This window comes from Polyangiaceae bacterium (genome assembly GCA_015075635.1).
Taxonomy (GTDB): Bacteria; Myxococcota_A; Polyangia; order Polyangiales; family Polyangiaceae; genus JADJKB01.
The window spans coordinates 1,109,199-1,122,512 of record JABTUA010000002.1 but is presented as its reverse complement, the minus strand read 5'-3'; the positions used below and the strand labels follow the sequence as shown (position 1 = coordinate 1,122,512).

12 protein-coding genes and 1 tRNA gene are annotated in these 13,314 nt (G+C 69.2%); 7 read left to right on the top strand and 6 right to left on the bottom strand.

The genetic code is table 11. The annotated features are described in order from the left end of the window. Nucleotides 1–8: 8 nt before the first annotated feature. Nucleotides 9–80 (bottom strand) — tRNA-Val (locus tag HS104_21395). Between the two features lie 464 nt (nt 81–544). On the opposite strand from HS104_21395, the gene yajC reads away from it, so the two are divergent. Genes yajC through HS104_21375 form a run of 4 tightly spaced genes read left to right on the top strand, consistent with a single transcriptional unit; the run spans nt 545 to nt 4,869 of the window. Then, a complete protein-coding gene (yajC, locus tag HS104_21390) occupies nt 545–817 on the top strand; it encodes a preprotein translocase subunit YajC (protein MBE7482524.1) in 273 nt (90 codons plus the stop codon). Between the two features lie 3 nt (nt 818–820). Then, complete coding sequence (gene secD, locus HS104_21385; GenBank protein MBE7482523.1) at nt 821–2,929, top strand: protein translocase subunit SecD; 2,109 nt, start codon at nt 821–823, stop codon at nt 2,927–2,929. Between the two features lie 4 nt (nt 2,930–2,933). Next, the gene (secF, locus tag HS104_21380) at nt 2,934–4,163 is read left to right on the top strand and encodes a protein translocase subunit SecF (GenBank protein MBE7482522.1); all 1,230 of its coding nucleotides are present in this window, start codon (nt 2,934–2,936) and stop codon (nt 4,161–4,163) included. A 22-nt stretch (nt 4,164–4,185) separates the two neighbouring features. Next, nucleotides 4,186–4,869, top strand: a complete 684-nt coding sequence (locus HS104_21375) for a tyrosine-protein phosphatase (GenBank protein MBE7482521.1) — start codon at nt 4,186–4,188, stop codon at nt 4,867–4,869. Here the strand turns inward: HS104_21375 and HS104_21370 are convergent. Further along, on the bottom strand, nt 4,863–6,326 hold the full coding sequence (locus HS104_21370) for a serine/threonine protein kinase (GenBank protein MBE7482520.1): 1,464 nt from the start codon (nt 6,324–6,326) through the stop codon (nt 4,863–4,865). The two genes, HS104_21375 and HS104_21370, sit on opposite strands and share 7 nt — an antisense overlap. 134 nt (nt 6,327–6,460) lie before the next feature. Between HS104_21370 and HS104_21365 the strand changes: the two genes are divergently transcribed. From HS104_21365 to HS104_21355, 3 genes are read left to right on the top strand one after another with little or no spacing between them, the layout of a single operon-like run. Continuing rightward, nucleotides 6,461–7,474, top strand: a complete 1,014-nt coding sequence (locus HS104_21365) for a hypothetical protein (GenBank protein MBE7482519.1) — start codon at nt 6,461–6,463, stop codon at nt 7,472–7,474. A gap of 11 nt (nt 7,475–7,485) precedes the next feature. Then, nucleotides 7,486–9,177: a hypothetical protein gene (locus HS104_21360; protein MBE7482518.1), complete on the top strand. Its 1,692-nt coding sequence runs from the start codon at nt 7,486–7,488 to the stop codon at nt 9,175–9,177. A gap of 5 nt (nt 9,178–9,182) precedes the next feature. After that, nucleotides 9,183–9,422: a hypothetical protein gene (locus tag HS104_21355; GenBank protein ID MBE7482517.1), complete on the top strand. Its 240-nt coding sequence runs from the start codon at nt 9,183–9,185 to the stop codon at nt 9,420–9,422. Between the two features lie 7 nt (nt 9,423–9,429). Here the strand turns inward: HS104_21355 and HS104_21350 are convergent, their stop codons facing one another. The 4 genes from HS104_21350 to HS104_21335 all read right to left on the bottom strand — a co-directional run bounded on the left by HS104_21350 (nt 9,430) and on the right by HS104_21335 (nt 13,142). Beyond that, nucleotides 9,430–11,130: a cation:proton antiporter gene (locus HS104_21350; protein MBE7482516.1), complete on the bottom strand. Its 1,701-nt coding sequence runs from the start codon at nt 11,128–11,130 to the stop codon at nt 9,430–9,432. Nucleotides 11,131–11,143: 13 nt separating this feature from the next. Then, the gene (locus tag HS104_21345) at nt 11,144–12,100 is read right to left on the bottom strand and encodes a universal stress protein (GenBank protein ID MBE7482515.1); all 957 of its coding nucleotides are present in this window, start codon (nt 12,098–12,100) and stop codon (nt 11,144–11,146) included. A 161-nt stretch (nt 12,101–12,261) separates the two neighbouring features. Further along, nucleotides 12,262–12,618, bottom strand: coding sequence for a hypothetical protein (locus HS104_21340; GenBank protein ID MBE7482514.1), 357 nt, complete (start codon nt 12,616–12,618; stop codon nt 12,262–12,264). Nucleotides 12,619–12,731: 113 nt separating this feature from the next. After that, nucleotides 12,732–13,142, bottom strand: coding sequence for a hypothetical protein (locus tag HS104_21335; protein MBE7482513.1), 411 nt, complete (start codon nt 13,140–13,142; stop codon nt 12,732–12,734). Nucleotides 13,143–13,314 lie beyond the last annotated feature (172 nt).

The window sequence follows — 13,314 nt, the reverse complement described above, 5'->3', positions numbered from 1 at the left end:
GAAAGTCGTAGGCGCGATTGGGATTGAACCAACGACCCCTACCGTGTCAAGGTAGTGCTCTACCACTGAGCTACGCGCCTGGAAGTTGAAACCCTCAGAAAGCAAGGGGGAATCCAACTACCCTCCGGCTAGGTCAGTGTCAAGGCGGCCGCCCTGGGTCAGCTTCACCCCGTGATGAGCGTCGCCGCTCGTCGCTTCCCCCCGCCCCGCGAGGAGAGGGTGCCACCCCTGCACCGACGTTTAGGCCCCGCCGTCTCCTTGCGGACCCCCCACAAACTGGGTATGAGCCGGCGGCTTCGGCGCTTCGAGAGCTTCGCCGCTCCGCCGGGGAGGCGTCTCGCGCTCGCCGTGCGGTCGCCCGAGGACCCCCCGCGACGCCGTGCGTTTTCATCCAGGAGACATCGCGTTGACCTCTTTCTTCCAGGCAGTCCCTCCAGCCCCGGGTCGTCCGGAGGCGCCGGGCGCCCCGCCGCCGCAGCCGGCGCAACCCGCGCCGGGTCAGACGCAGCAACCGCCGCCAGGCGCCGGCGAGCAGCCGGGCGCCATGTCGATGTTGTTCCCGATCCTGCTCCTGCTCCCGCTGCTCTTCATCATGTTCTGGTCGTCGCGCTCGCAGCAGAAAAAGCAACAAGCCGCGATCGTCGCATTGAAGAAGGGTGACCGAGTGCTTACTCAGTCCGGGCTCGTCGGCAAGCTCGTCGAGATGGGCGACCGCTACGCCAAGGTGGAGCTGGCCCCGGGAGTGAAGGTGGAGCTCTTGAAATCGGGGCTGGTGGGGAAAGACACCGGCGACGTCCAGCCAGCGAAGAAAGACTGAGTCGTGCTCGCGCAGATCAATCCCGTCACGTTCGTCCTAGGCGCGTTCGCGCTGATGTTCCTGGCCCTGGGCTGGGTGAAACGCGCGCACCGCATCTCGCTCTGGCTCGCGGCCGCGCTCGCCGCGTCCGGGGCAGCCGGCGCGTATTTCCACGCCTTCTGGCCGATGGTGATGTTCGGCATCCTGGCGCTCTGGAGCGGCTTCATGGCGGTCGAGCTCGTCGACACGCCGTGGCGCCTGCGCGCCGGGCTGGTCTTCACCCTGGTGGTGACCGGATTCTTCGTGCTCTGGCCCTCCCTCGAGCGGCTCACCGGGGGCAAGTTGCCGTGCCCGTCGTACGTCGAGGAGCACAACAAGTTCCGCCTGGTCGCGGGCCTCGATCTGCGCGGCGGCCTGCGACTGGTCTACACGGTGGACGTCGACGAGGCCGTCAAGGACAAGCGCGATCGCTACTACGAGCAGATGCGGGCGGAGCTGGCCAAGGTCTATGGCCTCCACACCGGCGACGAGCTGCCCAGCGAAGACGCGCTGGTCAAGCTGCGCGAGAAGGTGGCCATCGAGGCCCCGCGCAAGCCCGCCAACGAGATCCGCTTCGACGTCAAGGACGACCCGGCGAAGATCGACGAGCGCTTCCTGGAGAAATTCCGCGGCGACCTCACGTTCACCCAGAGCGAGGACAAGAGGAAGTGGGTGTTCCGCGTCCGCGAGGTCGCCGAGAGCGGCATCCGCGAGCGCGCCGTCGCTCAGGCCAAGGACATCATCCTGCGCCGGGTGGACGACCTCGGCTTGCGGGAGGCCAGCGTCTCGACCCGGAACGAGGACATCATCGTCGAGGTCCCGGGCGAGGACGAGGCCAGCTTCGCCACCATCCGCGACATCATCAGCCAGACCGCGCGCCTCGAGTTCAAGCTGCTGGACGACGAGACGGACTACCTGGGTGAGGTGGCCAAGACCGCGACCAAGGAGAGCCTGCCGGAGGGCCTGGAGTTCGCCCGGGAGGTGGCGCCCATCGGCCTGGACGAGAGCGGCGACCAGAAGAACAAGCAGATCACCTACGCCTACCTGAAGAAGAAGCCGGAGGAGAAGAGCAAGGAGACGCTCCAGCGCTTCAAGGAGTGGGCGGCCACGCTGACTCCTCCGCAGGACCGCGAGCTCGGCTTCGAGATCGTCTACGAGACGAACCCGGACACGCTGAAGCAGAGCGAGGCTGGCTGGCGCACTTACCTGCTCAAGTCGCGCGCGGAGCTGACCGGCGCCCAGGTCACCGAGGCCCAGGCCCGGCCGGACCAGCAGGGCGGCAAGAGCATGGGCGGCTGGCACGTGGCGCTGACCTTCACCGAGTCGGGCGGCAAGGCCTTCGAGCGCATCACCGGCGCCAACGTCAAGAAGCGCTTCGCCATCATGCTGGACGGTCGCGTAGAGAGCACGCCGGTGATCTTGAACCGCATCGCCGGCGGTCACGCGCAGATCACGATGGGCGCGCAGGATCCCGACATTCAGCTGCGCGACGCGCGCAAGCTCGAGCTGGTGCTGCGCTCCGGCGCGCTGCCGGCGCCCATCTCACCCTCGAACGAGCAGCGCATCGGCCCGTCGCTCGGCAAGGAGGCCATCGGCCTGGCCGTGCGCGGCGCGGGGCTCGGCAGCGGGCTGGTGCTCCTGTTCATGCTCTTCTACTACCGGCGCGGCGGGCTCATCTCCGACCTCACGGTGTTGATGAACGTCTTCCTTCAGCTCGCGACCCTGGCGATGTTCGGCGCGTCGATGACGCTGCCGGGCATCGCCGGCATCGCGCTCACCGTCGGCATGGGCGTGGACGGCAACGTGCTGATCAACGAGCGCATACGCGAGGAGCAGCGCGCGGGGAAGAGCCCCCGCGCCGCCATCGACATCGGCTTCGGCCGGGCGCTCTCGGCCATCGTCGACGGCAACCTGACGACGCTGATCTCCGGCATCGTGCTGGCTCAATACGGCTCGGGTCCCATCAAGGGCTTCGCCGTCACCCTGATGGTCGGCGTGACCATCAACCTGTTCACCGTAGTGGTGGCCAGTCGCGTGTTCTACGAGCTCTGGGCTCGCGGCTTCGGGCGCAAGACGCACCTCGACATCGGATGACACCATGAACCTGATTCCGCTCGGCCGCGTGTACGACTTCATGGGGCAGCGCCGCCTGTTCATTGCGCTGTCGCTCATCGCGTTCTTCGCCGCGCTCGTGGGCATCTTCGCGCCGGGCCTCGGTCTGCGCATGGGCACCGACTTCAAAGGCGGCACCGAGATCGAGGTCGGCTTCACCGGCAAGGTCTCGGCGAGCGACGTCTCGTCGGCGGTCAAGGCGATCGGCTTCTCGCACCCGGACGTGATCCGGGTGGACGACCCGAACAACGAGAACCACTACATCATCCGCGTCCAGGAGGTCACGACCATCTCGCCGGAGAAGCAGGCGGAGGTCGAGAAGAGCCTGTGCGTCGGCGACGGCTTGCCCGCCGACGTGTGTACGCCGAACCGAAGCGCCACCGAGGTCAAGTTCAGCCCGGGAGGCGACAAGATCACCGCGCGCTTCCGCGACGCGCCCGACATGGCGTTCATCAAGGAACGCATCGCGGCGGTCGGTGGCTTGGCGCTGCGCCCCGGCGCGAACAACCCCTCGCTCCAGAGCGAGCGTGACAACAAGGTCGAGATCCAGCTGATGAGCAAGGGCGACCAGCTCATGGCGGGTCTCCGCGACAAGCTCGGCGCCGACAAGGTGCCGGCGGAGCCGATGCGGTCCGAGTGGATCGGGCCCAAGGCCGGCGCTCAGCTGCGCGACGCCGCGCTCAAGGCCATCGCGATCTCGATCGTGTTCATCATGGCCTACATCGCCTTCCGCTTCGACCTGCGCTTCGCCCCCGGCGCGGTCTTCGCCATGCTGCACGACGCGGTCACCGTGCTCGGCTTCTTGGTGCTGGTGCGCAGGGAGGTGAACCTGACGACGGTCGCCGCCGTGCTCACCATCGTCGGCTACTCGATCAACGACACGGTGATCGTCTTCGACCGCGTGCGCGAGAACTTGAGCAAGCTCAGAGGCAGGAGCTTCCACAGCCTGATCAACCACAGCATCTCGGAGATGCTGAACCGCACGCTGCTCGCCAGCGGGACCACGGTGTTCAGCCTGGGCGGCCTGTTCTTCTTCGGCACGGGCACGCTCAAGGACTTCGCGCTGACGCTGATCGTGGGCATCGTGCTCGGCACCTACTCGTCGATCTACGTCGCGCTGCCCCTCACGGAGTGGCTGGACCACACCTTCTTCGCCAAGATGGGCAAGGCCAAGAAGAAGATCGGTGAGGCGCGCAAGACGGCGCCGGCGGTCTAGCCCAGTGGTATTCTCCCGGTCGGTGGAGACCGCGGCGTGGTTGCTGTTGCCCTTGGCCGTCGCTTGCGCGACGACGCGGGCGGAGGAGCGGGGCGACGCCTCGAGCGCGGCCAGCGTGAGCCCGGCGGTGGCGCCGACGGCGAGCGCTTCTGCGAGCGCTTCTGCGAGCGCTTCTGCGAGCGCGGGCCCTGCCGAGCGCCCGGCGAGCTGGGCCGTGCGGGTGGACAAGCCCGGGCTACCGAACCTGCACAAGCTCGGTGACGGCTACTACCGCGGCGCGCAGCCCAGCGCCGAAGGCATGGCCGAGCTCCAGAAGCTGGGCGTGAAGACCGTGGTCAACCTGCGCGCCGTCAACTCCGATCGCGACGAGATCGGCAAGCTGCCGCTCGGCTACGAGCACATCAGCTTCAAGGCCTGGCACGCCGAGGATGAAGACGTGGTGCGCTTCCTGAAGATCGTCACCGATCCGGCGAAGCAGCCCGTGTTCGTCCACTGCCAGCACGGCGCCGACCGCACCGGGACCATGACGGCCATCTATCGCATCCTCGTGCAGGGCTGGACCAAGCAAGAGGCCATCGCCGAGATGACCCAGGGCAATTTCGGCTTTCATTCGATCTGGAAGAACCTGATCGAATACGTCGAGAAGCTCGACGTGGAGAAGATCCGGAAGCAAGCCGGACTGCCGGCGCCTCCCAAGCGTCAGTAGCCGAAGTCCGTGCCTGGCTGCCCGGTGGGCTTTGGCTTCGGCGGAGGAGGCGCGACCGGCGGGGGCGGAGGCGCCTGAGGTGGCTCGGGCGTCGCCGACGGCAGCGGAGGAGCGGCCGCGCCGCTCGGCGCGGGTGGCGCCCCGGGCACTTGTGGTGGCGCGGGTAGACCTGGGCGCGTGGGAACTGGAGTGCCCGCCGCGATCGGGACGGCCGCGGCAGGCGTGTCGCCCGGCGGGGCGGGCAGCTCCGGCACCGCGGGCGCGCCGGGTACGACGCCCACGGCTGCAGCGGCCTCTTCCGCGGACGGCTCCGGCGTCGCGGTCGCGGGCTGTGTGCGCGAGCCGAGACGCGCCAGCGCGACGACGGCGACGGCAGCGACCACGAGCACCGCCGCGGCGGCGCCGATCAAGAGCCCCTTGGTCTTCTTGGGTGGCTGGGCCTCGAAAGCGTGGGACTGCGCCCAGCTGCCCGCGGCCGAGGTGTCGTTGCTCGCGGTGACGCCGGCGACCGGCGAAGCCTCCTGCACCAAGGTGGGCGCGACGATGCCGGCGAGCGCCGGGTTGACGGTGGACTTGGGCGGGACCACGACGGCCTTCCCGCTCGCGAGCCACTCGCGCAGCGCCGTCGAGAAGGCCGCGGCGCTCTCGAAGCGCGACGCCGGATCGCGCGACATGGCCTTCAGGATGATGCTGACGAACCCGTCGTCGAGCTCGGGGTTCAGCGTCTTCGGGTCCGGCAACTCGCCCAGCACGATCTGGAACAGGAGCTGCTGGAACGAGTCCGACTCGAAGGGCCGCCGTCCCGTCGCGGCCTCGTAGAGGATGACTCCGATGGCGTAGAGATCGGTGCTCGCGTTGACCTCCTGCGAGCCGGCGGCTTGCTCGGGGGACATGTAGTAGGGCGTGCCCAGCACCGCGCCGGTCTGCGTCATCTGCATCCCCTCCGGTCCGCCCTTCTGGAACTTGGAGATGCCGAAGTCGATCAGCTTGACGAAGTCGCGCCGGCCGGCCTTCTCCTTGAGGATGTAGATGTTGTCGGGCTTGAGATCGCGGTGGACGATGCCCGCGGCGTGGGCCGCGCCCAGCCCCTCCAGCGTCTGCAAGGTCAGCTCGGCCAGCTCGCGGGCGGGGACCTTGCCCAGCCGCTCGATGCGCATCGCGAGCGGCTCACCGTCGAGGTACTCCATCACGATGTAGCGGGAGCCGTCCGGGAGCGTGCCGAGGTCCAGGACCTCCATGATGTGGTCGTTGCCGATGCGGCCGGCGGCCTGTGCCTCCCGCTCGAAGCGCTGCACGATGGCGCCCATCTCCGCGACGTGCGGGTGGAGGAGCTTGATGGCCACGCGCCGGTGAATGCGCACGTTCTCGGCCTCGAAGACGGCGCCCATGCCCCCTTCGCCGAGCAGCCGCTCGATCCGGTACTTGCCGTCGATCACCTCACCGAGCGTTACCGGCATCTCGACCCCGAGACCCCCGAGTGTAACCGGTACGGCCCCTAGCGTCCCGCATCGAGCCACACCCGGCGAAATCGCGGAGTTTCCCTGCTGCTCTGTGGTAGCCTCCGTGGTTGGGCAAAGGGAGACGAGTGCAAATGCGGGCAGTGCTGTTCGCGGTGGCTCTGGGGGTCCTGGCGACGCCCGCCGCCGCTCAAACGGATGAGCAGAAGGCGGACGCGCGCGCCGCGGCCGAGCAAGGCGCGACCGCCTTTCAGTCGGGCAACTACGCCGAGGCCGCGGACCTCTTCATCCGAGCCGAGTCGCTCTACCACGCGCCGCCACACCTGCTGTTCCTGGCGCGCGCGCAGGTCAAGCTCGGGCAGCTGGTCAAGGCTCGGGAGAACTACCGAAAGGTCGCCCGGGAGAGCCTCGCTGCCAACGCTCCCGCCGCCTTCGTGAACGCGCAGACCGACGCCAAGAAGGAGCTCGCGGAGCTCGAGCCGCGCATCCCGATGCTCAAGGTCGTGGTGAAGGGCGCCGAGGGGAAGCAGGTGACCGTCACGGTCGACGGAGCCGCCATCCCCGCGCAGATGATCGGCGTGGCTCGACCGGTCGATCCCGGCGAGCGCGAAGTGGCGGCCAGCGCCGACGGAATGAACGGCGCGTCGAAGAAGATCAAGCTGGCAGAGGGCGCCAAGGAGTCCATCGAGCTCGAGCTCACGCCCGGCAGCGGCGCTGAAGCGGGCACGGCCCCCGCGGAACAGGGCCCGGCGTCGTCGGCGGCAGCCAGCACCGGCGTCAGCGCCGACAGCGGGAGCGCAGGCGGCAGCGACGGCATGCGCATCGCGTCCTACGCGGCCGTCGGCGTCGGCGTGGTGGGGTTGGGCCTCGGCACGCTGTTCGCGTTGCAGTCCTCGGGCAAGCGCAAGGACGCGGACGCCCTCTGCGAGGGGGGCTGCCCGGTCAGCAAGAAGTCGGAGATCGACGACCTCTACGATGAAGCCGGCCAGAAACAGACGCTGGCGACCGTCGGCTTCATCGCGGGTGGGGTGGGGCTCGCCGCGGGGGTCACGCTGTTCCTGCTCAGCGGCAAGAAGCAGACGAAAGAGACGGCGGGCGTGACGCCGTGGGTGGGTTACCAGGCGGCGGGTCTCTCGGGCCGGTTTTGAGGAGCACCAGCATGAAGGCGAACAGAGTCATCGGCGTGTTGTTCCTCGCGGGCGCGGGTGCCCTGTTGGCGACCACGGGTTGCAGCGCGGACGAAGGGGTCCCGCGGGAACCGGTAGCCGAGCAGCAGCAAGGGCTGACGTGCTACTGCGTCGGCACGCCGGAGACCTGCCCGCCGGACAACGCCTGCGCCGTCTACACGTGCCAACCCTGTTGCACGCAGAACTGCGAGGAGTGCGTCGCGACTTACAGCATGGGCGCTTGCAACGACGGCGATCCCTGCACCATCAACGACACCTGCGACGGCAACGGAACGTGCAAGGGCGTCCCGAACCCCTGCAACGACAACAACGTTTGCACGGTGGACACCTGCAACTCGTCGGCCGGTGGCTGCATGCACACGCCCGAGCCGAGCACGAAAGCGTGCAACGACGGGAACGCCTGCACGACCGGCGATCACTGCAGCGGAACCGCGCCGGGGGCCTGCATCGGCGGCGGCACCGTGAGCTGCAACGACGGCAAGGTCTGCACGGCCGACAGCTGCGACCCGGCCACGGGCTGCAAGTACACGCCGCTCGCGAGCGGGACCGCCTGCGACGACGCCAACCCGTGTACCGTCGCCACGAAGTGCGACACCGCGGGGAATTGCGGCGGCGGCACGCCGCTGAGCTGCGACGACGGCAACCCCTGCACCACGGACAGCTGCGGTTCCGCCGGCTGCAGCTACACGAACAACACCAACGCTTGCTCCGACGGCAACAGCTGCACGCTGAACGACAGCTGCTCCGGCGGCTCGTGCAAGCCGGGGACGCCGCAGGTCTGCAACGACAACAACCCGTGTACCAAGGACTCGTGCGTGGCCGGCGCCGGCTGCGTCTTCGTGAACGAAGCCAACGGTACGGCCTGCGACGACGGCAACTCGTGCTCCACCGGCGACCAGTGTCAGAACGGCGTGTGCGCCGGGACCGGCGGGCTGAACTGCAACGACAGCAACCCGTGCACGAAGAACACCTGCAATTCGGGAGTGTGCACCTATCCGAACGAGACCAACGGCACGGGCTGCGACGACAACAACAAGTGTACGCAGACGGACAGCTGCCAGAACGGGACCTGCACCGGGTCCGGCGCGCTCAACTGCGACGACAACAACCCGTGCACCACGGACTCTTGCGACCCGACCACGGGCTGCAAACACGTGAACAACACCGATTCCTGTAGCGACAACGATCCCTGCACGCAGGACGACAAGTGCGAGAATGGCAGCTGCAAGGGAGGTGCCGCCGTCACCTGCACCGCGACGGACGAGTGCCACAAGGCCGGCACTTGCACCCCAGGTACGGGCCAGTGCTCGGCGGAGACGCTTCAGCCCGACGACACGCCGTGCACCGGCGGCAAGTGCAAGGCGGGCACCTGCGTGCTGACGGGGGACGGCGGAGTCCCCGACGGCGGCACCGACAGCGGGTCCGGCGGCGCGGCTGGGTCCGGCGGCACCGCCGGGTCGGGCACGGGAGGCGGCGGGGGCTCGACCGGCGGCAGCGCCGGGAGCGACGGCGGCGGCACGGGTGGGGCCGAGCCCACCTTCACGCCCGATCCCCAAGGCTGCAAGTGTCGCGTGCCGTCCGGTAGGGACGCGACGCCGGGCGGCTGGGCGCTGGCGGGTCTCGCAGCGCTCGCCTTCGGAGCTCGCCGGCGGCGCGCGGGGTAGTCGTCGTGGAACGCTACGACGCCTGCATGATCGAGTGGTACTGGGCGCCGTCGTCCAGCCAGGATCCGAACACCTTCACGCCGAGCTTCACGGTGTTCTTCTCGAACGGCCAGCGCGAGTCACAGGCGGGCTCGAACGCCGAGGTGACTCGATACTTGGCGCAGCTCGGCGCGCAGGGCTTCCGGGTGACCAGCGCCGTCTCGCACCAGAACTGGATCCTCTGGACGCTCGATCGGAAGCTCTGACCCCGCGCTAGCGCTCGGCCGCGGGGGCGGCGTAGAGACGGCTCCGGATCTCGAAGCGTTGCTCGACTGCTCGGTCCTGGTCCACCTGGTCGTCGGCGGTCACCGCCTCGGCCAGGGCGACGCCGACCTCGGCCTCGCCGGCGGCCACCACGTCCGCGCCGGCGCGGCGTAGCGCGGAGGCGTCGCGCAGGTGGGTGCAGCGCGCGAGCACGCGCAGGTCGGGGTTCGCGAGCCGCGCTTGCCTGATGAGCTCCGCGCTGTCTTCGACGTCCGCGCTGAGGATCAGGCTGCCGGCCGTGGCGATGCCCGCTTCGTCGAGGGTCCCGGCCCGGAGCACGTCGCCGTAGACCGCGGCGAAGCCCTCGGCGCGAAGACCGCGCACCGTGTCCAGGTTGAGGTCGATCACCGTGACCTCGGCCCCACGCTCCGTCAGCAGTCGGTGGACGATCCGGCCGACCGGGCCGTACCCGACCAGGATGCTGCGATTCGGCTCGATCTCCTGGCGCGCTCGGTCGGTGGCCGCGGCGAGGTCGGGTCCCTTCGACGAGACGCGTCGAGCCCAGCGGTATATGACGGGGTTCAGCACGATCGAGATGATCGACGCACCCACCAGCGCGTTCCAGCCGGCGTCGCCGATGAGCCCGAGCTCGCGGGCGACCGTGCCGACGATGAAGCTGAACTCGCCAATCTGGGAGAAGGCCGCCCCGACCGGGACGGCCGTCGCCCACGGGATGCCGAGCAGCCGGACGCTGAGCATGGCGGCGATCGGCTTGACGACGACCACCACCCCCAGCACCGCCGCGATCACGAGCGGGGCCTGTCCGAGGCTCCGCGGGTCGAACAGCATGCCGACCGAGACGAAGAAGAGCACGGCGAAGGCATCGCGCATCGGCACCGCGTCTCCGGCAGCGCGGGCCGCGAACTCGGAGCGCCCGACGGCGAGCCCTGCGAGGAACGCGCCGAGGGCCATCGAGACGCCGAAGAGTCGCGCGGATCCGACCGCGATGCCCACCGCCAGGACCAGCACCGAGAGCGTGAACAGCTCGCGCGAGCGGGTCTTCTCGATGCGTTCGAGCGCGCCTGGGATCACCCATCGGCCGAGCACCACCACCACGGCGACCAGCCCGACGACCTTCACGCCGGCCAGCCCGAGGGCGGCGCCCGCGCTCGAGCTCGCGACCCCGCTCGGCGCAAACAAGATCGGCAAGAGGAGGAGCATGATGACCGTGAGCAGGTCTTCCACCACGGTCCAGCCGATCGCGATGTAGCCAATCGGGGCGTGTAGATCGCGCCGTTCGGCCAGCACCAGGGCCATGACGACGGTGCTGGCCACGCTGATCGCCATGCCCAAGACGAGCCCGGCGGCCCAGCTCCAGCCGAGCGAGCGCAAGAGCAGCGCCAGCGCCAGCGTGGACATCGTGCTCTGGAGCAGCGCCCCGGGCACGACCACGCGCCACATCGCGATCATCTCTTTCAGGTGAAAGCGCAGGCCGATGCCGAAGAGCAGCAGGATGACGCCGATCTCGGCGAACTGCTCCGCGATGGCGCGATCGGCGACGAAGCCCGGCGTGAACGGGCCGACCGCCACACCCGCTAGCAGGTAGCCGACGATGGGAGAGACCTTGAGTCGATGCGCCAGGAAGCCGAGGAGCAGGGCCCCGGTGAGGCCTCCGGCGAAGGTCATGAGGACGCTGATGTCGTGCACGATGCTGCCCTCTCGCTCAGCTCGTCCGAGATCCCGGCTCGGAGGGTGGGACCACCAGCACGTCGCAGGAGACCTCACGCAGCACGTCGCCGGCGGTCATCCCGAAGAATGCGCGGGTGATGCCCGAGTAGCACTCTGCGCCGAGCACCAACAGGTCGGGGTTGGTCTTCTCGACCGTCCTCACGACGACCGTCTTCAGATCGCCGTGCCGCACGTGTGTCCGCCAGGTGGGCGTGCCCGCGGGCGGGACGCCGGCCCGGGCGAGCGCGCTCTGGAGCACGCTCACCAGCTCGCGCTCGACGCGCTCGCCATGGCGTTTGCGGCCCTCCTCGGCGTCGTCCAGGGTGAGGTCGGTCAACCCCTCGAAGGGGACGTCGAAGGCGTGGATCACCTCCACGCGAGTCCGTGGCGGAGGGATCAGCCGCAACAGCCAAGTGAGCGCGTGCGGGACGGCGGGGTCCAGGGTCAGCGCGAGCGCAGGCCGCCGATACGGAGCCTCCACGGGCAGTCGGACCACCAACACCGGGACCTTTCCACGTTGGATGGCGCGTTCTGCCGTCGAGCCGAGGAAGACGTCGCGCAGCGCTCGGCTACCTCCGCGGCCCATCACGGTCAGCTCGGCGCCGGAAGCGTCGGCGTAGCGGGCGATCTCGACCGCAGGGCTGCCGCTCGTCGTCACGGTTTGGATGCGGAGGCTCCTGGGCAACGCCTGCTCGAGCCGTCGCGCGGTGGAGCCGAGCGCCTCGTGAGCCAGCGCCTTCGCCTTGCGCGCGGAGGCTGGCGGCAAGCCCTTGGGCATGACGTGCAGGAGCGTCAGCTCTGCGCTTCGAGCCAGCGGCAAGAGCGCGGCGCGGCCTGCCACGCGGTCTGCGTTCGCGGACAGGTCGAGCGGGACGAGCAACGAGCGGAGGGCGTCGGGTGCGGGTAGGGACTGCTGGTGGTGTGTCGTCTGGTGCTGACTGCGATCGGTCATTGGGAGAGCTCACTCGTTGGTGGCAGATTGGGGAGGTGGTCCGGCGGCGTGACACGCTCCAGGGTCATCACACCGGTCGTTGGGCACTCCGCCGGACGGCGAAGCGCGCGCCGAGACCAGCAGCGAGCCTGGTCCCGTCGGGAGGCTTGGTCGGTCGAGCGTCAGGCGTCCGCGTGAGCTGGCGGGCGGTGCTGGGAACGACGGAGCTGGCGGATCAGCGCGCGGTGATCGACGAGGCGGGATGGACTCTCGGGGGCTACTCCGAGGACGACGACCCGCGCAGGGTCGTGCAGCGAAAGCAGCTCCACGGAGCTCGGCGCGGGCAGCTGGAACGGGCCGAGCCGCTCGTCGAGCCGAAGGCGAAGCGGCGCCCGGGCCGTCGTACACTGCAGCGCGAGCTCCGGCGTCGCGGAACGCGCCGCGATCAGCTCACGCTCGGAGACGACGCTCGCTCTCCCCGACCCCACGCACAGCAGCACGAGCGCGAACAGGTGGAAGAGGGCGGCCAGCCGAAACACACGAAACCATAGGACATCCGACCAATGCGTCAAGGCTCGGGCGAGCTCGTCCTCCACGCCGCCCGCGGGAGAGACGCGGGAGGCGCGGGCGACGTGGAGACGCTCACCCAGGCTCAGAGGCTGCCGGGACACATCAGGCGCACGCCTTGGCGCTCGTCGAGCTTGCGGTACTCGCCGTCGTTGCACGGCGCCGGGATCACGCGGTCCTTGGTCGGGTCGATGACCTCGACCCTGGGAACCGGAGCCTTCGCCGGCTTCGGTGCGGCGAAGCGTTTCACGACCGCCTTGGTCTCGAACTTCTGCGGTGCGGCGGCGATCTCCACCTCGGGGATGCTCACCACTGCGACCGGCGGCGGCACGGCCGGGATCTGTCGAGGCACGTACGGCACCTCGACCACGCGAGGCTCCGAGCTGGTGAAGAGGAGCGGGTTCTTCTGGATGCCGACCGTGACTGCGACCGCGCCCGCGCCGAGCGCGAGCGAAGCGATCGCCACTGCGGCCTTGATGGCTGCGATTGAGTACATGACGGTCCCTCCTGACTCGGGGATGGGTGACCTGGGTTGTCTCGAAGGGGTGCATCCGTCGTGCCATGGATCCACTTGCGCCCTCCGGAGCCGGAGATCATTGAGGTTGTCGGCGCGGGCCTCGGAGCGTTCCCTGGGCCAGGACGGCAATTCGTGCGACCCCGGCCGGGCG